Raw genomic sequence first — 19,498 nt, forward strand, 5'->3', positions numbered from 1 at the left:
CTTGTATCCCCCGTCTTACGTTCGCGCATACCGCAAAAGCAATATCGCAATTATAACAAACATAAAGACCGGAAACCATGCCCCCATAAAAGGGCTTATATAATCAAACTTTGCAAGAAGCATCGTAAGCATTTGGGTAACATAAAACAAAACCGCCGCCGTAACGCACGAAGCAAGGCTTAGAAGCATTACGTTCTTGCGGGTTTTTCCGCTAAGTCCAATCGAAAGAAAAACTACGATGAACAAAATAAACGGAAAAGAAAACTTTTTGTAGTACAAGCTCAAAGGCTCTCCGTAAGGAAGCCCGGCCCGCTGCAAGTGTTCTATAAAAACCTTCGCCTCTTTTGAGCTGACTCCCTCAACGCTTATAACGTTGTTCTGGAATGTTTCGGGAGGCTCCGTAAGCCGCTCAACAAGAACCGGCTCTACCGGCATCGAAATTATTTTTTTGTCCTCAGTCTTTTTGTACTGAGTAGCCCCGGAAAGCACCCAATGCCCTGAATCGGAATTCCAGGTGGCCGAGTCCGCCCGAATAATCGAATTGAACGAATTGTCTTTGTTACGAACAATCACGTAGAGCGTAAAAAGCCGCGTAGCTTCATTATCATAAAAATCCGCTTTATAAACAACGTTACCATTTTCGCTTATAATTACGATTTTGTCTTGATTTAGCGACTTGCTTTTGTTCAAAAGTTCTTCCTGTTCCGTAACTTTTTTTGAATACGTTGGAACCACAAGATTGTCGTCAAAAAAGAAAAGCCCAAAACTCAGCAAAAACGAAAAAATCAAGAGCGGGAGCGTGAATTTAAAAAGCGAGATTCCAGACGCAAAGATTGCGACAAGCTCGTTATTGGCGTAAAGGTCGCTCAGTGCATAAGAAACGGCAAAAAGAATCGCCATTGGGGTTGAATACCAAACTGCTTTTGGGGTGTACAAAAGCATGATTCTTATGATTTTTAGAACCGGAACTCCGTTCGAAATGTAATTCCACAAATTCATCATCAAATCTACGATTACGATTACGAACGAAAAGAACAAGAGCGCGCCCAAAAAAAGAGGAATGACTTTTCTAAAAAGATATTCGATGATTTTCATTTGGTCACCAGCTTGATGTAAAAAATTATGCCAGACACCCCGATTATCATGTCCGGGAGCCACATCGTAATAACTCCGTGCAAACCGCTTCGGGAGCTGAAAATCTGACCGACGATGCTCACCGCCCAATACAAAACCGCAATCACAAGCCCGATTATAAGCCCGATGGTCTGTCCGTTGTGCTTTCCAAAAAGGAGCGCAAGGGGAAGAGCCAAAATCGCAAAGAAAATTGCCCCGAAAGGCACGGAGAATTTTTTGCTGTATTCAAGCTTGTATTGATTCATCTGCTTTTTTGAATAATCACCGCTTTTTTCCATTTCTTTTATGCGGTTGTGAAGGTCCAGAGAAGTCATTTCGCGAGGCGCAAGCTTATGGGTTTGCCCCATAATCGAAGACTCAAAAATATTAAGCTCCACATTCTCGGAAGAAAGCACGTCGTAAGTGCCTTTTATGTTCTGGTCAAAAAACATGACCGTTGAATCAGACATGACGAGCCTCATAAGGATTCCGGGCGCATCTGACTTTTTGACGACGCTCGAATCCGCAACGATTATTCGCTGATTTCCGTCAGAATCCGTGTCAAAAAACACAAGATCGCTCACCTTGTCCTCGCTAACGTCGCCAATCACAAGAGTCTTGTCGCTAGTACGCTTAACGGAATTAGGCTCAAGCTCAACCGCAGGATTTGCCGCAAGCATTTCGCGGTAGAGTTTTTTGTATTTTAAAGTTCCCTGGGGAAGAAGATAATCGTTCACAAAAAACGACGCAATCGAAATTAAAAGCCCCAGAATCAGCACGGGGAACAAAATTATTCTGTAGCCCTGCCCCGACGCCCGAAGGATAAGGATTTCGTTTTCAGAGGCAAGGCGACCCAGGCACATTAAAAAACCTACGAGCGTAGCGTTCGGTGCGGACTGCGCGATAACGTTCGGAAGAGAGTACGTTATTAGAAGCACTACGTCTTTAACGGGCGCGCGCTGCTTTAGGATTTTTTCTGCGACCAAAAGAATCTGGTTCACAAAAAAAATCATAAAAAAGAAAAGGAACGCAATGAAAAAATAACAAAAAAAGCTCTTTTAAAAGATAGCGCACCAAAACGAATCGATTGACGCCATTTTTTTCCTGCACCGCCGTCTCAAAAAAATCTGCGAGGCGATTCAGATGAACGAGCCTACAAAATGCCGCCCCCCCGCGAAAAACCGAATTTAAAAGATTAAAACCTGCATACCACGCGAGGTAATTTTTTTCCTGCGGTAAGCAAGATTTCGAGAAAAGAATTTTTTGATTCGGATTTTCTGGTTTCGCGCATATTTTTTCTACGTTTTTTGAAAATAACAGAAGTATTATTTTCCGGTTGAGCCGAATCCGCCGGTACCGCGGGCCGTTTCGTCCAAAGTCTCGACGCTTACAAAGTTTCCGATTGTAACAGGAGCCACTACAAGCTGGGCGATTCTGTCGCCGTTATGAACGGTAAAATCTTCTTCTCCAAGGTTTATGAGGATTACTTTTACTTCGCCACGATAGTCGCTGTCAATCGTTCCGGGCGTGTTCAAAACCGTAACGCCGTTTTTTGCGGCAAGCCCCGAACGTGGTCTAACCTGAATTTCGTATCCTTGAGGAATCGCAAAACTAAGCCCCGTCGGAATCATTTTTCGCTCGCCGCGTTTTAGGGTAATGTCTTCGCTCAAAAAAGCACAAACATCGCAGCCAGCAGCCCCAGAAGTCTGGTAAGCAGGAATCTTTGCCCCGTTCTGGGCAACGCATTTTATATCGATTTTATTCATAAAGTGATTATACCTAAAAACGATTTTTTATGCAAAAAAGGAAACGCTGCAAGTTGGTTTTGAGATTTTTGGTTCGGCTCGTGCGTTTCCCGCAATTTTTCTTTGAAAACTTGCGCTTTGGTGGGCATATTTTCACTCATTCCGGGGTACATTTTTATTGCTCGCGCCTCGCTCGCAATTTTGGGAACCCCCTGCAAGCCGGTTTTGAGATTTTTGACGCTGATGGGGCACAGATGATTGTGTCATGCTGAACTTGATTCAGCATCCATTCCCCAAAAAGAGTTCATGGATTCCGAAACTAGTTCGGAATGACTGTTTTAAGTTTCGGACTGACGCTTTGAGATTTCGGAATGACGGGTTTTTCACATTTTCTTTTTCCCTCGTCGCTTCGACTCCGCTCAGCGACCGTTGAAAACTACTTGGCAGGGGCGAGACAGATGAACACGGATAAACGCAGATAAAAAATTCAATATTTCCATTTGTGGTTTCGAAACGCTTCGCTACTCAACCACCGGTCAGTTTTCATCTTTCAAATTATCTGTGTCCCATCAGTGTCAATCTGCGTTCATCTGTGTCTAAAACTGCCAAAATTTTCCGATTTTATTCACCGAACAAATCTGGCTGGGTGGACGGTTTTGCTGGAGAAGATTTGTAGGCAAGACCGAGATGTTCGTAGGCTTTTGGAGTCACCATTCGGCCGCGCGGGGTGCGCTGGATAAGCCCGCACTGAATCAGGTACGGCTCGTAGTAATCTTCGAGCGTATCCTGAGCCTCTCCAATCGAAATCGCAAGAGTTTCAGCCCCAACAGGACCGCCACCGAATTTTTCGATGATTGCGCGGAGAATCTCGCGGTCAAAATTTTCGAGTCCTAGAGAATCAATCTGCAAACGTTTTAAGCCGTCCTGCACGATTTTTTTAGTTATTCTGCCGTCGCCAAAAAACTGCGCAAAGTCGCGCATACGCCGAACGATTCTGTTCGCGACGCGGGGAGTTCCGCGGGAGCAGGAAGCCATTAAAAGAGCCGCGTCATCGTCTATTGCGCAATTCAAAATGCCTGCCGAACGTTTTACGATTGAGGCAAGTTCTTCGTTCGTGTAAAAATTGAATCGCTGAATGATTCCAAAGCGAGTCTGGAGCGGTTTTGAAACCATTCCGGCTTTTGTGGTGGCTCCCACCAGCGTGAATTTTGGAATCGGGATTCGAACGGTACGGGCCGCCGCCCCCTGACCAATAACCCAGTCAAGTTCAAAATCTTCCATTGCAATGTAGAGCATTTCTTCAATGGCGGCTTTGAGTCGGTGAATCTCATCGATAAAAAAAACCGTTCCAGGCGTAATAGTTGAGAGGATTCCTGCCAAATCCTTTGGCTTGTCCAAAGCCGGAGCGGATGTGACTTTAAAATCTGCCCCAAGCTCATGCGCAGTGATTTCGGCAAGGGTAGTTTTTCCGAGTCCCGGCGGTCCAATCAAAAAAAGATGGTCAAGCGGCTCTTTTCGCTCGCGGGCTGCATTTATAAAAACCGAGAGATTTTCTTTTATATCTTTTTGTCCCAAAAATTCATCAAGCAACTTTGGGCGAAGAGAAGTTTCGCCGTCTGAGTCAGAAGAGGCAAAATCAGAAAAATCATCGTTGGATGGAATATCCGCCCGAACTATGTGAGTTGAAGCCTGATCCATGAGCCGAGACATTTCCTCAAAATCTTCCGTGGAATTTTGTTCTGCTTTTGAAGTCCAATTTTTCGACATGCAAAAAATTATACAGTCGATTGCAGAAAAATTCTATCGGCACGCAAGTGCAAAAATGTATGCGACCAAAAAAAATCTTAAAAAAAAATTAATTTTCTCTTATAAAATTCTGATTTCTGTTTGATTATTTTTCAATTTAATTTTAACATATATTAGGTTATTTTAGGGCATCTCGAAAACCTAAAATTTTAATGTTTTTTTGAGATACCCGCAAGTTTTAAGTCCTGAAAATAGCAAGACTTAAAACATCGCATTTTAAAAGAAAACTCTAAAACCCGAAGTTTTTAGAAGTTTCTTTTACACTTCTGATTTTTCGGAGCATTCTTATGAAATTAAAAAGCTTAAAAACAAAACTTTTACTGCTTATCCTCACCATTGTCATTCTTTCAAATCTGATTTTGGGCTTTTTGGCATTTTCCATGGCAAAGCCTGCTTTAGCCCGTGCTGTAGAAGACACGCTTACATCAATTTCTGCAGACGTTGCAGCGCAGGTAAAAAAGACAAACGACCGCGAATTCCACATGCTCGAAGTTCTTGCGAGCCTCTCTGTAATCCAGGACCCAGATATTTCTATTCAGGAAAAATCAGACATAATCCATGATGCACGACTTACGGATTCAAATTACGAAAATATTGCCTTTTACGATGCAAAAGGTTTTGCCATCACCGGTGACGGGGAACTTGCAGACTGCTCTCAGCGAGAATATTTTATTGAGGCTATGAAGGGAAAAAGATACGTTTCTGACCCTAACATAAGTCCAATAAACGGAAAGCTGCTAATTTTTTATTCCGTACCTGTCAGAAACACGCAGACTAACGAAATCGTAGGCGTAATGGCGGCCGTTTTTAACGGAGATACAATCTCAAAACTTTGTCAGGAAATTACAATCGGAAAAGAAAGCCATCCGTTTATGATTAACATGAAAAATGGTCGCACGATTGCTGACGCAAAAATCAAGTATGTTGAACAAGGGCAAGTCCTTAAGGATACAACAACCGGTGCAATGAATGAAGCCATAACAGCTGCAATGGAAGGAAAATCTGCATACAAATCTTTTTATGAACCACGCAGAAAAAAAGCTATGGTTGCTGCATACAGACCGGTCGGCGAAGGTTGTGATTGGGCGGTATTCTGCATGGCTCCATACGCTGAATTCTTTGGCGCAATCTCCCGAATGTCAATCACAATGGCATTGAGCGTAATAATAATCCTTGCCATTGCAATCACAGTCAGCTTGATAATCATCAAAATAAGCTTAAAACCGCTAAAAGAAGTTGAAAACTCTATTACCGAAATCGCAAGCGGAAATGCGGACTTAACAAGACGAATCAAAGTTACGACAAACGACGAAATCGGAAACGTCGTAAAAGGATTCAATAATTTTACAGAAAAGCTTCAGAGCATAATTTCCAGCGTAAAAGAATCAAACTTTACACTCGGCAACGTCGGCTCCGACATGAATGCCAGCGTTGACGACACGGCAACTTCAATCACGCAGATTATCGCGAACATTGACAGCATGAAGCGGCAGATTGACTCTCAAAACCAGAGCGTAAACCAAACTGCAGGTGCCGTAAACGAAATCGCATCGAACATCGAATCTCTCGAAAGAATGATTGAAAGTCAGTCCAGCGGTGTTACGCAAGCCAGCGCAGCCGTTGAAGAGATGATTGGAAATATTTCTTCGGTAAACAATTCCGTAGAAAAAATGGCGCGTTCATTCAACGAATTGCGCGCAAATTCAAACACCGGTATTTCAAAGCAACGTGACGTTAACGACCGAATAAAGCAGATTGAAAGCCAATCTGACATGCTCCAGGAAGCAAACGTGGCAATTGCCGCAATTGCAAGCCAAACAAACTTGCTCGCGATGAACGCTGCAATCGAGGCCGCACACGCAGGAGAAGCTGGAAAAGGATTTGCTGTAGTTGCCGACGAAATCCGAAAGCTTTCCGAAACTTCCACAGTGCAGTCAAAAACAATCGGAGACCAGCTTACAAGCATTAAAGAATCAATTACGGAAGTTGTAAGTGCATCGGGCGAATCTACAGACGCATTTGAATCGGTTTCAAAAAAACTCGAAGAAACAGATGCGCTGGTAATGCAGATAAAAGCCGCAATGGCAGAACAAAACGAAGGCTCAATGCAGATTACGGATGCGCTCCAGCACATGAACAACAGCACAATCGAGGTAAAGAACGCCTCAACTGAAATGGGCGAAGGCAACAAAATGATTCTAAAAGAAGTGCAGCACCTGCAGAACGCTTCTCACTCAATGACTCAAAGCATGGACGAAATGTCAATCGGCGCAAGAAAAATCAACGAGACTGGAGCCGCTTTGAGCGGAATCGCAACAAAAATGAGTGATTCAATCGCTCAAATAGGTGGACAAATTGACCAGTTTAGAGTTTAATTCGAGATTAGAATGAAACTATCAGATTTTTATTTTGATTTACCAGAAGAGCTTATAGCTCAAAAACCGGCAGGAATCCGAGGGCAAGACAAACTTATGCTGCTCAACCGCGAGACAGGCGAAGTTCAGCACCTAAAAATGGAAGACCTGCCAGACTTAATTTCACCAGACACGCTGATGATTTTTAATAACTCAAAAGTCCGTCGCTCACGTTGCTACGGAATCCGCGAAAGTGATGTTCCGGGACAAGGCGGACGCGAGCAGGAATTCATGTTCCTTAACCAGATGACTCCTGACGGAAACCTTTGGCACACAATGGTAAAAGGCGCAAAAAAAGTAAAACCGGGAAACAAATACAGATTCACTGACGGCTCAATCGGAACAATTGTCGAACACGAGAACGACGTAGGCTCGGAATTCCGAACGATTGAGTTTACCGAACGCCTTGACGACGACTGGTTCGGACGAAACGGGCACATTCCTCTTCCGCCATACATCAAGCGCGAGGACGACGACACGGACAGCGAACGCTACCAGACAATTTACGCAAAAGAAACAGGAAGTTCGGCCTGCCCTACCGCCGGGCTACATTTTACGGACGAAATGTTCAAAAAGCTTGACGAAAAAGGAATCGAGCGGGCATTCGTAACCCTTCACGTTGGTCTTGGAACGTTCCTTCCTGTACGGACAGAAAACATCGAAGAGCATAAAATGCACGAGGAAGTTTACACGATTCCTTTTGATGTTGCGGAAAAAATAAATCAGGCAAAACGGGACGGGAGACCGATTCTTGCGGTTGGAACCACAAGCGTAAGGACTCTTGAATCCGCAAGCGACGAAAACGGCTTCGTAAAGGGCGGTTCAAGCGCGACTCACATTTTTATGTACCCTGGCTACAAATTCAAATGCGTCAACCAGATGTTCACGAATTTTCACACGCCAGAAAGCACGCTCATAATGCTCGTAAGTGCATTTGCGGGGCGTGAGCATATCCTTGAGGCATACAAAAAAGCCGTCGAGCAAAAATATCACTTTTTTAGCTACGGCGACGCAATGCTTATAAAATAGAGCGAGTGTGCTAGCTCAACTTTTCTAGCGAATACTTTAAGAGGTTGAGGAATTGATGTTCAAGCATCGGCGAAACTTTCTCACGATTCTCGCGGGCAAATTCGCCAAAACGTTCCTCAGCCTCGTGCATCATGTACTTTATGTTCGAAGCAGAAAGCGGCAAAAATGCCCCCTGCAGAATATTTTCAAGTTCATTGTCCCTAAAACAAATCGGACCTGCAAACGCGACTCGCATGTTAGCCACCTGATTTTTTAGGCTCGAAGCCAAAAACGCGAACGAAGCTGAGCCTTTATCAAGCAGACATGGTGAGCCAATTTTCCTAAAATACGAAATGTCCCAGTCATCAATCGGAATCCTGATTTTTGTAAGAATCGCATCTCTCGGAATCTTCTCGAATTTTGAAAGCGGAATATAAATGGTTTCGATTCCCCTTGCAAATTCAAGACGCGCATCAAGAGCCAGCAAAGGCGCGTACAAAGTGCCATAAAAATCTTCCGTCAAAATATTTCCGCCAATCGTCGCCATATTGCGAATAAGTTTTGTTCCGATTGATTTTACAGCCTCAAAAATCATCGGGGGGAGTCTGTTCGCACCGTAAGACTCAATTTCGGCCAAAGTCACCGCAGGACCAAGCTCAATATATCGCTCCCGCTTTTCGATTATGCGAAGCTCAGGAATTTTTCTCAGGCACAAAGAGTTTTCTTTTAGAGTTTTTATCGCCGTGCACCCCCCAAGCAACGAAAGGTCTTCATGCGATTTTAAGATTTCCTGCAATTCCGAAAGATTTTTGGCGTAAAAGAATTTTTTATTTTGCTGCATTTTTCTTTTTTCCCTCTCGTTCCAATTTTAGGGCAGCCGCATAAAGAACGCCTGTCATCAGAGTTTCGCGCTCGGTGCAATTGCAGGCATCAAAAATATCATCAATAAATTCCTGAAGTTGCTCCTGAGTCGGACGCGAAATCTTTTTTATAAAATCATAAACCGAAAAGAATTTTGAACTGTTGCAATAACCGCAAAGCTGCACGCCAGCCTGCTTGAATCCCTTCACAATGTCTTTGTAAATATCTTCTTTTTCAAAAGATTCCAGAGTCTGAATTTTTGAATTCATAATGATTCCCACAGGAATAAGACAACTTTTTACAGGTTTGCCGTCCAACAAAACGGTGCAAGAACCGCAACGACCGCAGCCACAGCCATTTTTTACCGAATAAATATGATTTTTTCTAAGAACGTCGATTAATTTTTCGTCAGGTTTTGCATCAACTACGGTTTCAGTGCCGTTCAAAGTAAAAGCTATGTTCATTCTCAGAAATCTCCTTAAATTGTCGCACAGAGATTATAAATCGTATCGTTTTTCAGCGGAATGGATTCCACGGTTTTTCCAAGAGCCTGGGAAAGTGCGGATGAATATGCAGCCGGCAAAATCGACTCAATAAGATGAGCGACCATTTTAGGCTCATCATCAGACTGAATCAGAGCAACTTTTATTTTGTCAGCCGGCACAGTCTCGCCCTCAACCAGATTGGCAAGGCACTGCTGAATCGCAAGTTTTAACGATGAACTTGCCTGAATGACGTTCAAAATCTTTCCGGCATCGGCAACGACATAAATGTCAAGAATTTTTGTCTTGTAAGTGCAAGGGTCAATTTCAATTTCAACCGTAATCGCCGCGAATGCAGTGCTATTGAACGGCGTTCCGGAAAAAGTCTTTTTGTTCCACTGACGCATTTTTGCCGCACTTATACTTTTTTCAACAGTATAAGGAAGCTCGCCGTTTTTATGACGTTTTATAGCCTCGCAACATTTTCGCAAAAGATACGTCGAGATTCCGATATTCGCACGAATCGTCTCAGGCTCTTCGGGCGCGTCTTCAAGCGGAAAATTGGAATTCAAAACGATGGAACTTCTTTCCAAGCCCAAAACTTCCTGAATAGTTTTTATCCAAACGTTCCAGATTGTATCCGAAGGCGGAAGCGAATGAATTTCAAGCTTGCCGTCCTCGCGCAAAGTGGTTTCGAGAGAAACATTTTTGCCGAGAAAATCCGTGCCAAAAAATCCGCCGCCCTCAAACGCACAGGAAAGACCGATTCCACGGAGCGGAGGCGCAAACGGAGAGATTTCGGAAAGAAGCGGAAGACGATTTTTGTTGATTCGGTGCGCAACGTACTTGCGGTAAAAATCACTAAGCTCGCAAACCTTCGAAAGCACGATGTTGGAGCGGCCCAACTCAAATTTGAACGGAAAGAACCGCTCTTCCTTTGAAGCCGACTCGTCAAAAAGATTTTTTAGGCGCAAATCCAGCGGCGAAACAAATTCTTCAATTTCTGCAATCTTCTGCATCTGATTTTCAATGGCAAAAAAGGCCGGCGCATCAAAAGAAGAAATATTCACGGAAGCAGGAGGATTTTGAGAAGAAAATGCCCTTGCCACAATCCGAACATTTTTGCACTGATAAACTCCGCAGGAAGCAATTACAAGCCTGTCAATAATTTCCTGCGCAAACGGATTAAAATATCCGGCATCAAGCGAAATCGAAATGTTCATCGCAAGAATCTCGCCTTCGTTCGAGACCGCGGTGGAATGTTTTATTGTCACGCGCGCAGTATTTTCAATAAATTCCTGCTGCTCTTTCCGCGAGAGAACAAGTTTTACCGGGCACCCCGTTTTTAGGCAGGCAATCGCCGTCTGTGCTGAAACGATTCCGTTGTGCCAGAGAGCGTTCGTATTTTGAACAGAGAATTTCGTTCGCGAAACCACAATTTTTTCAGGTTCAATTCCAGTAGCTTCCGAAACCGCGGTCCGAAGATGAGTAAGCCACTGGCTCGGCGCAAAAACATGGAGCGAACCGTTTTTTTCGTAACAAACCGCACCGTCAGGCTCACAAACTGCATCCGAACGAATGCAAGTTGACCAAGTATTTTTTACGACGTGCGGGGAATTCGTAAAAATCTCATTGAATTCAACGGGATTTTCCTCGGCACTTCCAACACGCACAATCCGCTTTGCAAGCACACGAGAAGATTCTTCGTCAAAAGAAGATTTTTTTTGAGAATCAATCTTAAAATCCGAAAAGCCAGCAAAATCATCAGAATATTTTTTTTCAAACAAAAAAGTCTGGTTCAAGTTTTTGACTTTGAATTCATTGATTTTCTGATTCAAATCTTCAAAATCAATTTTTATTTCAAGTTTATCAAGAATGTCTTCCAAAAATTCTTTGTCACGCCCCACAAGAATCCCAAGAGGCTCACCTTTGTAGCGTATGGTTCCGTCACAAAAAAGCGGAATTTCAAGCCCTAAAGTCGAGACTGTTTTTTTTGCGGGAATATCCTTGTAAGTAAAAATCGCACAGTCATCGGGAATTTTTACATTTTGAGGAAATTGAACTGAAATAAATTTTCCGAACGGAAAAGGGCTTCTTATAATGAACGCATAAAGCATGTTCTCCAAGTCGATATCCGTGTAAAAATCATCAACAAAAATAAGTTTTTTACCCCTTCCGCTCAGAAGTTTTTTAGCGTACATGATGTTTCTCGCCTAATTTTTTAACCGCGTCAATCACGAACTGAACGTTTTCTTCGCCCATGTCCGGCCAAAGCGGCAAAGTGATTGTGTTCGAGCTATGCTCGTTCGCATTCGGAAAATTTTCTGCCCTGAATTCAGGATATTTTTTTTGCCAGTATGTAAAATTAAAAATACGCAATAAAGTGCATCGAAATTCCAATGCCCATCTGCTGCAATTCGCTCGCAAACGTGTTTCGGTCACAATCAAGCAGGTCTGGCTTGATTCTAAGAAGATAAAGATGCCATGAGTTTCCCTCGCCGTCAGGAGGAAGATTCACAAAATCAAGATTCTTAAAAGCCTCGTTGTATTTTTGAACCCATATTTTTCGCTTGCGGTCAAATTCATCAGCCTTTTTAAGCTGTTCACGACCAACTGCACTCAATAAATCAGGAAGATTGAATTTGAATCCAGGCTCAATAATGTCATACTCCCAGCTCGCACGAGGGCTTGTGTACCGGTCCCAGGTGGTTCGGTCCATTCCGTGGAGCCGCATTACAGTCATCCGTTTGGCAAGGGCATCGTCGTTCGTCGTGACCATTCCGCCCTCGCCCGTCGTAATCGTCTTTGTTGCATAGAACGAGAAAATTCCGCAATCGCCGAGAGTTCCCGCAAAACCGTTTTTAGTCCGGCTCGGAAACGAATGAGCCGCATCCTCAATCACTCGGATTTTGTTCTCCGGCGTTGAATATTTTTTTGCAAGCTCATTGATTTTTTTCATGTCGCACAAATTTCCAGCAACGTGAACAGGAACAATAGCCACGACTTTATGGCCGTTCTCGGCATCTTTTTTAAGAATTTTTTCGATTTCTGCAGGAGAGATTGAATAAGAATCTTTTTCGATGTCGGCAAAATAAACGTCCGCCCCAAGATGAACGGCACACGCAGCCGTAGAAACGAACGTGTACGGAGTCGTAATTACCGCTTTACCAGCCTTTACGCCGCATGCCTCCATCGCAAGAATCATTCCGCTGGTATTTGAATTTACGGCAAGGGCATGTTTTGAGCCAACAAAATCCGCAAATTCTTTTTCAAACTCAAGAGTGATTTTTCCGGTGGTAAGCCAGCCGGAATTCATAACTTCAAGAACTGCATTTTTTTCTTCATCACCGATTGTCGGCTTAAAAAAAGGAACTTTGATTTCTGCCATAATTTTTACCTCTAAGTTTACAGCGTAATTTTTTCAGCGGAAGTTGAGATTCGCTTTGCCTGCGACTTATCTTTCGTTATGTTATAAAAATTGTCCAAAGAAGGAACCGCTTTTCTAAGAATTTCTATAAGCTCTTCTTTGTTCCTAAAGTGATTTTTTTGACTCAAGTCAAGTTCTTTTGAATCACAGTTGAATCTTGGGAAGCAAATCGGCTCAAGTTTATTCAAAAGAGACTCAAGTTCACTTTCGTCCATCTCAAGATTTTTTAGAATCAAAAGTTTTTCGTACTCGGTTTTCTGAGGATTCTCTTCGTCAAGCCAAAGCGGCTCGTAATCTCGCTCGCCTTCCCTTGCCCCGATAATTTTTATTTCAATGTCCTTTCCAGGCTGCAAGCCAGAGAATTTTATAATCTGCTCAGCCATATCGATGATTTTTATCGGCTCGCCCATGTCAAGAAGGTAAGATTTTCCGTTTTTTCCCACACCGCCCGTCTCAAGAACAAGAGAACAAGCCTCTGGAATCGTCATAAAAAAACGCTCCATTTCTTTTGTCGTAACCGTAACAGGCCCGCCATTCTTAATCTGATTCATAAAAAGCGGGAGAATTGAACCACGAGAACCTAAAACATTTCCAAAACGAACGAACATAAAATTCTGATTCTGCTTTGCCTTTTTTGCGTACTGAAGGACAAGCTTTTCGCAGAGCATTTTGCTCACGCCGTAAATGCTCACCGGACTAACAGCCTTGTCGGTCGAAATAAGAACGAAACGGCTCACCCCAAATTCAAGAGCCGCATCAAGAATAAATTTTGTGCCAAAAACATTGTTTTCGATTACCGCAACAGGATTTTCTTCCATCATCGGAACGTGCTTATACGCCGCGCAATGAAAAATCACGTCAACATGAGTCCGCTCGATTATGTAACGCATGTACTCGCGGTCTTTCATGTCGCCAATAATCGGAACGACGGTCGCCTTCTCGCCAACACCTTCGTTCTGCAAGTCGATAAGCTCGCGGTAAATCTGCACGATAGAATTCTCGCCGTGGCCAAAAAGATAAAGTCGCTCAGCCCCTCCGCTCAAAAGCTGTCGGGCAAGCTCCGAACCGATTGAACCGCCGGCGCCAGTAATCATAACTCGCTTTCCGCGAAGATACTGCAAGCTCTCGTGCAAAGGAATAATGATAGGAGTTCGCCCAAGAATGTCGAGAGGGTCAATTTCGCGGGTCTGAACAAAATGAGCCTTTCCGTTAACAATCTGGCTTACGCTCGGCAAGATTCGGATGTGGGCAAAACCGCCTTTTTTTAAATTCTCGTAAATCTCTCGGATTTTTTCTGTCGGCGCGCTAGGAATCGCAATAATAGCCTCGTCCAAAGGCCCGCAACGGATTACAGGAGCCACCCCGGAAATCGGCCCCAAGACTGGAATTCCGTCAATCTCCGTACCGATTAACTTCTTATCGTCATCAAGATAAGCCGCCACATTGCCAAAAACTTTTTTACGCTGAATGTCCTGAGCAATCATCTGCCCTGCAAAACCAGCACCAATTATATATAGATTAGACTCACTTTTTTGAAGCATAAAACCACCCGAATAACCATAATAACACACTTTGCACGTTTCGTGAACGCTATCGGAGAGAAAGTTTTGTGACTGTCTTAAAATTATTTTTATGCTAGAATAAATTTGAAAATTCACAAATAAATTTTTTACGGAGGAAAAAATGTCAGAAAATCTTATTGAAGATTACAAAAAATTTCTTGACAACGGAAAAACAGAACGCGAATGCGTTGCACAGCTCATCTCATGGGCCGAAAAATCAGGATTCAAAGATATTTACAAAACAGAAAGCCTTAAAGCCGGCGATAAAGTTTACGTTCAGAAAATGAACAAAGCAATCGCTCTTTTCGTAATCGGAAGTGACGACATCGCAAACGGAATGAACATTCTCGGTGCGCACATCGACTCACCTCGTCTCGACGTAAAACAGAACCCTCTCTACGAAAAAGACTTCCTCGTTTACCTTAACACGCACTACTACGGCGGAATCAAAAAATATCAGTGGGTTACTCTCCCGTTGGCAATTCACGGCGTAGTCTGCAAAAAAGACGGCACAACCATCAACATCAACATCGGTGAAAGCGAAAACGACCCAGTATTCGTAATTTCCGACATTCTCCCTCACCTTGCACAAAAGCAAATGAAAGAGACTGCAAGTGAATTTATTCCGGGCGAGTCTTTGGATTTGATTCTCGGAAGCGAAATTCCTTCAAAAAAAGAAGAAGGCAAAGCTGACAAAAAAGATTCTGACAAAGAAACAGCAAAATCTGTAATTCTCAAGCTCATTAAAGAAAAATACGGATTTGAAGAAGCAGACTTCGGTTCAGCCGAGCTCGAAATCGTTCCAGCCGGAAAGGCACGCGATTTGGGACTTGACCGCTCTCTCGTACTCGCTTACGGCCAGGATGATCGCTCATGCGCATACACATCGGCACGTGCACTCATCGAAAATAACGGCGGAAAGCGCACTAACGTCTGCATTTGTGTGGACAAAGAAGAAATCGGTTCTGTAGGTGCTACAGGTATGGAAAGCCACTTCTTTGAGAACGCCGTGGCAGAAGTTATCGCAAGACTTCCGCAGGGCTACTCAGAATTGACCGTAAGACGAGCTCTCGCAAACAGCGACATGCTCTCAAGCGACGTAAACGCAGCTTACGATCCACAGAATGCAGACCTTTTTGACCGCGACAACGCAAGTTTCCTTGGCGGCGGAATCGTATTCAACAAATACACAGGTTCACGCGGAAAGAGCGGAGCGAGCGACGCAAACCCAGAGTTTATCGCCCGCCTCAGAAATCTCCTCGACAACAATAACGTAAAATACCAGCTCGCAGAGCTTGGAAAAGTTGATCAGGGCGGTGGCGGAACAATCGCTTACCTTGCCGCAAAATACGGAATGAACGTGCTCGATGCAGGCGTTTCAGTCCTCAGCATGCACGCACCTTGGGAAATCACTTCACGCGAGGATTTGACCCAGGCATTCAACGCTTACAAGGCATTCCTCACACTGGCATAAAACGATTCAGAATCTTTTAGAATCAAAAAAAAATACCCTGCGAACGGAAAGTTCAATCCGCTCGCAGGGATTTTTGATTTTTATTGCATTACTAAAAACTTATGCAGTCTGCTGGGTAATAAGAAGCGTCTCGGCCGCAGGAACGACTTTGTTCGAAACAATCTCCTTTGTAATGGTAAGTTTTTTCTTGCCCTTTACGCTAGGAGCTTCATACATCAAATCCATAAGCATTTTCTCAACAATTGAACGAAGACCGCGCGCACCAGTTTTCTGCTTGATTGCAATGTCGGCAATCTCAGACAAAGCATCTGGCGTAAAGTCAATCTCCAAGTCATCCATCTCGAACGAAGCCTTGAACTGCTTTACAATCGCGTTTTTAGGCTCGGTAAGGATTCTTGTCAAATCTTCTTTCGTAAGCTCTTTCAAAGCCACGTGAATCGGCATACGGCCAATAAGCTCAGGGATGATTCCGAATTTGACCAAATCATCAGAAGTAACCTGATTCAGCAAATCCATTTTCTCCTGCTCCGAAAGCTGACCTGCATTGCTGCCAAAGCCCATTGCATGATCGCTTATGCGCTGCTCGATAATCTTGTCGAGTCCAACGAAAGCTCCTCCAAGAATAAAGAGAATGTTCGTCGTGTCAATCTGAAGCATTTCCTGATTCGGGTGTTTGCGTCCGCCCTGCGGAGGAACAGAAGCTACCGTTCCTTCGATAATCTTCAAGAGAGCCTGCTGAACACCCTCACCGCTTACATCTCGTGTAATGCTGGTGTTCTCGCCTTTGCGCGAAATTTTATCAATCTCATCAATAAAGATGATTCCGCGCTCAGCCGCAGCAATATTTCCGTCAGCTGCATTAATCAATTTAAGAAGAACGTTCTCAACGTCCTCACCAACGTATCCAGCTTCCGTCAAAGTCGTTGCGTCGGCAATAGCAAAAGGAACCTTGAGCCTGTCAGCGAGTGTTTTTGCAAGAAGTGTCTTTCCGCTTCCAGTAGGACCAATCAAAAGAACGTTAGATTTTTCGATTTTAACCTCGCTCTTCTTGGAAATATTCGACATGCGCTTGTAATGGTTGTAAACAGCTACCGACAAAGCCTTCTTAGCGTAATCCTGACCGATAACATACTGATCAAGATACTCCTTAAAATCTTTTGGAGTCGGCACCTCATCCATTTCGATTGGGGCAACGTCAGTCATGTTCTGCTCAACAATGCCCTGACAAACCGCAATGCACTTGTCACAAATAAAAAGACCATTCGAAGGGCCTGCTACTAAAAAACGATCTTTGTCCGCAGGCTTTCCACAGAAAGAACAATAATTAGTATCACGTCTGAATCCCATCATTTTTCCTCCGCGTTTTTGCCACGAGAAGACATAATCTTATCGATAATACCGTATTCCAAAGCATCCTGAGCAGACATGTAAAAATCACGCTCAATATCTTTGGCAACAGTGTCAAAATCTTTTTTAGTCTTTTCAGCTAAATACTGAATCGAAAGTTTTTTAAGACGGAGGATTTCCTTTGCCTGAAGGGCAATATCACTTTCCTGTCCCTGAACGCCGCCGAACGGCTGATGAATCATAACTCGTGAAGATGGAAGTGCGTAACGCTTTCCAACAGTGCCTCCAGCAAGGAGAATCGCGCCCATAGAAGCAGCCTGCCCCATACAAATGGTCTGAACGTCACATTTTACGTACTGCATCGTATCGTAAATCGCAAGTCCAGCAGTAACGCTTCCGCCCGGTGAGTTGATGTACACACTGATATCCTTGTCAGGATTTTCTGATTCCAAAAAAAGAATCTGTGCAACAACAAGGTCAGCATTCCAGTCGTATATTTCTCCATCAACAAATACAATTCGGTCTTTTAAAAGACGTGAATAAATATCGTAGAATCGTTCTCCGTTTCCACTTCTTTCGATAACATGAGGCATGTAATAATTGTTCATCTGCTCATTCATAAAAAAGAATCCTCCAATTCTGCTACAAAAATTATAATGCACTTCAATAAAAAAAAAGGAATGCAGCCATTATCTAACGGGAGCATTCCGAATCACTGCTGATTATAATTTAGTTATTTTTGAACAAATCGGCAAATTTTACTTTATCGCCTTTTGAAACTTTTACCTGAGCAAAAAGCTCTTTGTAAAGTTTCTGTTCTTTTGTATCATCAATGAGGTACTCTTTTGCACGAGCATCCTCGTAGTGCTTTTTAACCTCATCAACAGTAATTGCATTCTGATCAGCAATTTCCTGATATTTAGCATCGATTTCCTCTGGAGTAACAGAGATGTTCTTTTCTTTCAAAAGGGAATCAACAATGATTCTGCTCTTGAGCATTTTTTCTGCATCTCCAGTCCAGTTTGCAAGCATTGCCTCTTTTGTCTGCCCAGAAGCAGCTACCATTCTGTCAAGTTCCTGTGGAGTTGTCTGGAACTGGCGAGCCATCATGCTCCAACGACCGTCAAGTTCTGCATTGAGCATACTCTCAGGAATCTCGAAAGCGTTTTTCTCGATGAGCTGAGTAAGCAAATCGTTTACTTTCATCTCATTGATTTTGCGCTCTTTTGCATTCTCAAGCTGACGCATAATATCTTTTTTCAAGTCGTCAAGAGTCTTGAATTTCTCATTAACGTCCTGTGCAAGTTCATCGTCCAAAGCAGGAAGATTTCGAACCTGAACTTTAGTTACTTTTACGCTATATTTTTTTGTTTTTCCAGCAAGTTCAGTGTCTTTGTCATCAGCGGCATAAGTTTTTGTGATTTCCTTTGTCTCATCTTTCTTCATGCCAACAAGGTCGTCATCAATCTTGTAAACATTTTCTGCTGTTCCCACAGTGAATACGAATCCGTCGCGTTTTGTAGAAGCAACTTCGTTACCAGCATCGTCTTTCTCTACGATATTGATTGTAACGATGTCGTCTTTTGCAACAGCATCTTCATCTTTTTTGTCGATAACAACGGCATTTCGCTCCTGAAGACCTTTAAGCTCTTCCTGAAGTTCCTCGTCGCCAACTGTAACCTGTGGTTCTTTAATTTCAATGCCAGAGAAGTCCTTAACCTCTACTTTGGGGAAAACATCATAAGTTACTGAGTAAGTAAAATCTTTTGTTGTATCAAACTCAGGCATCTTCTCAAGTTTTGGCTGTGCATATGGAAGAGGTCTGTTTTCTGTATCTTTTTCGTCTGAGAAAATCTCATTCAAAGTTTTATCGATAAGGTCGCTAGCAGCTTCCATTTTAATCTGGTCGCCATATTTGCGCTCAAGAACAGCCGCAGGAACGTGACCTTTGCGGAATCCCGGAATCTGAACCTGTTTTGTATATTTACCAAGTGTTTCATTATAGCTGTCTGCTACATCTTTTTTTGCAACAGTTACTGTCAATTTTACTGCCGATTTTTCGAGTTTTTCGATTTCTTTAGTGGTTTTCACAATAGGATCCTCTTGAACAAAATGAAATAAAAAATTTATAAAAAAAAAGCGATTCAGATGAAAATCTAAATCGCTTCAGTTAAAGCGGAAAACGGGATTCGAACCCGCGACATCCACCTTGGCAAGGTGACGCGCTACCTCTGCGCTATTTCCGCAAAATTATTTTTT

14 protein-coding genes, 1 tRNA gene and 1 pseudogene are annotated in these 19,498 nt (G+C 43.2%); 3 read left to right on the forward strand and 13 right to left on the reverse strand.

From position 1 onward, the window contains the following. Nucleotides 1-15: 15 nt before the first annotated feature. From JI65_RS11600 to ruvB, 4 genes are all read right to left on the reverse strand, one after another. On the reverse strand, nucleotides 16-1,095 hold the full coding sequence (locus JI65_RS11600) for an LptF/LptG family permease (protein WP_191016746.1): 1,080 nt from the start codon (nucleotides 1,093-1,095) through the stop codon (nucleotides 16-18). Then, complete coding sequence (locus JI65_RS11605; protein WP_191016749.1) at nucleotides 1,092-2,126, reverse strand: LptF/LptG family permease; 1,035 nt, start codon at nucleotides 2,124-2,126, stop codon at nucleotides 1,092-1,094. The genes JI65_RS11600 and JI65_RS11605 overlap by 4 nt, the downstream gene beginning before the upstream one ends. 312 nt (nucleotides 2,127-2,438) lie before the next feature. After that, nucleotides 2,439-2,879, reverse strand: coding sequence for a dUTP diphosphatase (dut, locus tag JI65_RS11610; RefSeq protein WP_191016752.1), 441 nt, complete (start codon nucleotides 2,877-2,879; stop codon nucleotides 2,439-2,441). A 600-nt stretch (nucleotides 2,880-3,479) separates the two neighbouring features. Beyond that, complete coding sequence (ruvB, locus tag JI65_RS11615) at nucleotides 3,480-4,556, reverse strand: Holliday junction branch migration DNA helicase RuvB (protein ID WP_191016777.1); 1,077 nt, start codon at nucleotides 4,554-4,556, stop codon at nucleotides 3,480-3,482. A 395-nt stretch (nucleotides 4,557-4,951) separates the two neighbouring features. On the opposite strand from ruvB, the gene JI65_RS11620 reads away from it, so the two are divergent. Further along, the gene (locus JI65_RS11620) at nucleotides 4,952-7,039 is read left to right on the forward strand and encodes a methyl-accepting chemotaxis protein (RefSeq protein ID WP_191016754.1); all 2,088 of its coding nucleotides are present in this window, start codon (nucleotides 4,952-4,954) and stop codon (nucleotides 7,037-7,039) included. 12 nt (nucleotides 7,040-7,051) lie between these two features. Then, a complete protein-coding gene (gene queA / locus JI65_RS11625; RefSeq protein WP_191016756.1) occupies nucleotides 7,052-8,107 on the forward strand; it encodes a tRNA preQ1(34) S-adenosylmethionine ribosyltransferase-isomerase QueA in 1,056 nt (351 codons plus the stop codon). Nucleotides 8,108-8,117: 10 nt separating this feature from the next. Here the strand turns inward: queA and JI65_RS11630 are convergent, their stop codons facing one another. The 5 genes and pseudogenes from JI65_RS11630 to JI65_RS11650 all read right to left on the reverse strand — a co-directional run bounded on the left by JI65_RS11630 (nucleotide 8,118) and on the right by JI65_RS11650 (nucleotide 14,397). Continuing rightward, the gene (locus tag JI65_RS11630; protein WP_191016759.1) at nucleotides 8,118-8,927 is read right to left on the reverse strand and encodes an FAD binding domain-containing protein; all 810 of its coding nucleotides are present in this window, start codon (nucleotides 8,925-8,927) and stop codon (nucleotides 8,118-8,120) included. Next, nucleotides 8,914-9,411, reverse strand: a complete 498-nt coding sequence (locus tag JI65_RS11635; protein WP_191016761.1) for a 2Fe-2S iron-sulfur cluster-binding protein — start codon at nucleotides 9,409-9,411, stop codon at nucleotides 8,914-8,916. Before JI65_RS11635 ends, JI65_RS11630 begins: the two co-directional genes overlap by 14 nt. Nucleotides 9,412-9,425: 14 nt before the next feature. Continuing rightward, nucleotides 9,426-11,630, reverse strand: coding sequence for a xanthine dehydrogenase family protein molybdopterin-binding subunit (locus tag JI65_RS11640; protein WP_191016764.1), 2,205 nt, complete (start codon nucleotides 11,628-11,630; stop codon nucleotides 9,426-9,428). Further along, nucleotides 11,620-12,817: pseudogene (locus tag JI65_RS11645) on the reverse strand (DegT/DnrJ/EryC1/StrS family aminotransferase). The gene JI65_RS11640 and the pseudogene JI65_RS11645 overlap by 11 nt, the downstream one beginning before the upstream one ends. Nucleotides 12,818-12,834: 17 nt before the next feature. After that, complete coding sequence (locus JI65_RS11650; protein ID WP_191016767.1) at nucleotides 12,835-14,397, reverse strand: polysaccharide biosynthesis protein; 1,563 nt, start codon at nucleotides 14,395-14,397, stop codon at nucleotides 12,835-12,837. Nucleotides 14,398-14,539: 142 nt separating this feature from the next. Between JI65_RS11650 and JI65_RS11655 the strand changes: the two genes are divergently transcribed. Continuing rightward, complete coding sequence (locus JI65_RS11655; protein ID WP_191016770.1) at nucleotides 14,540-15,892, forward strand: aminopeptidase; 1,353 nt, start codon at nucleotides 14,540-14,542, stop codon at nucleotides 15,890-15,892. 99 nt (nucleotides 15,893-15,991) lie between these two features. On the opposite strand, the gene clpX is transcribed toward JI65_RS11655, so the two are convergent. The 4 genes from clpX to JI65_RS11675 form a co-directional block, all read right to left on the reverse strand. Then, the gene (gene clpX / locus JI65_RS11660) at nucleotides 15,992-17,242 is read right to left on the reverse strand and encodes an ATP-dependent Clp protease ATP-binding subunit ClpX (protein ID WP_422822281.1); all 1,251 of its coding nucleotides are present in this window, start codon (nucleotides 17,240-17,242) and stop codon (nucleotides 15,992-15,994) included. Beyond that, nucleotides 17,239-17,859 carry an ATP-dependent Clp protease proteolytic subunit gene (locus tag JI65_RS11665; protein WP_191016772.1) on the reverse strand — a complete coding sequence of 207 codons (621 nt, stop codon included), beginning with the start codon at nucleotides 17,857-17,859 and terminating at the stop codon, nucleotides 17,239-17,241. Before JI65_RS11665 ends, clpX begins: the two co-directional genes overlap by 4 nt. Nucleotides 17,860-17,968: 109 nt before the next feature. Next, complete coding sequence (tig, locus tag JI65_RS11670; protein WP_191016775.1) at nucleotides 17,969-19,330, reverse strand: trigger factor; 1,362 nt, start codon at nucleotides 19,328-19,330, stop codon at nucleotides 17,969-17,971. 83 nt (nucleotides 19,331-19,413) lie between these two features. Continuing rightward, nucleotides 19,414-19,485, reverse strand: a tRNA-Gly gene (locus tag JI65_RS11675). Nucleotides 19,486-19,498: the final 13 nt, after the last annotated feature.

This window comes from Treponema zioleckii, from assembly GCF_014737315.1.
GTDB classification, from domain to species: domain Bacteria; phylum Spirochaetota; class Spirochaetia; order Treponematales; family Treponemataceae; genus Treponema_D; species Treponema_D zioleckii.

Excerpts from the sequence above, each read along its gene's own strand:
- JI65_RS11600 (WP_191016746.1), bottom strand. The coding sequence starts at position 1,095 with ATGAAAATCATCGAATATCTTTTTAGAAAAGTCATTCCTCTTTTTTTG.
- JI65_RS11605 (WP_191016749.1), bottom strand. The coding sequence starts at position 2,126 with ATGATTTTTTTTGTGAACCAGATTCTTTTGGTCGCAGAAAAAATCCTA.
- dut (WP_191016752.1), bottom strand. The coding sequence starts at position 2,879 with ATGAATAAAATCGATATAAAATGCGTTGCCCAGAACGGGGCAAAGATT.
- ruvB (WP_191016777.1), bottom strand. The coding sequence starts at position 4,556 with ATGGATCAGGCTTCAACTCACATAGTTCGGGCGGATATTCCATCCAAC.
- JI65_RS11620 (WP_191016754.1), top strand. The coding sequence starts at position 4,952 with ATGAAATTAAAAAGCTTAAAAACAAAACTTTTACTGCTTATCCTCACC.
- queA (WP_191016756.1), top strand. The coding sequence starts at position 7,052 with ATGAAACTATCAGATTTTTATTTTGATTTACCAGAAGAGCTTATAGCT.
- JI65_RS11630 (WP_191016759.1), bottom strand. The coding sequence starts at position 8,927 with ATGCAGCAAAATAAAAAATTCTTTTACGCCAAAAATCTTTCGGAATTG.
- JI65_RS11635 (WP_191016761.1), bottom strand. The coding sequence starts at position 9,411 with ATGAACATAGCTTTTACTTTGAACGGCACTGAAACCGTAGTTGATGCA.
- JI65_RS11640 (WP_191016764.1), bottom strand. The coding sequence starts at position 11,630 with ATGTACGCTAAAAAACTTCTGAGCGGAAGGGGTAAAAAACTTATTTTT.
- JI65_RS11650 (WP_191016767.1), bottom strand. The coding sequence starts at position 14,397 with ATGCTTCAAAAAAGTGAGTCTAATCTATATATAATTGGTGCTGGTTTT.
- JI65_RS11655 (WP_191016770.1), top strand. The coding sequence starts at position 14,540 with ATGTCAGAAAATCTTATTGAAGATTACAAAAAATTTCTTGACAACGGA.
- clpX (WP_422822281.1), bottom strand. The coding sequence starts at position 17,242 with ATGATGGGATTCAGACGTGATACTAATTATTGTTCTTTCTGTGGAAAG.
- JI65_RS11665 (WP_191016772.1), bottom strand. The coding sequence starts at position 17,859 with ATGAATGAGCAGATGAACAATTATTACATGCCTCATGTTATCGAAAGA.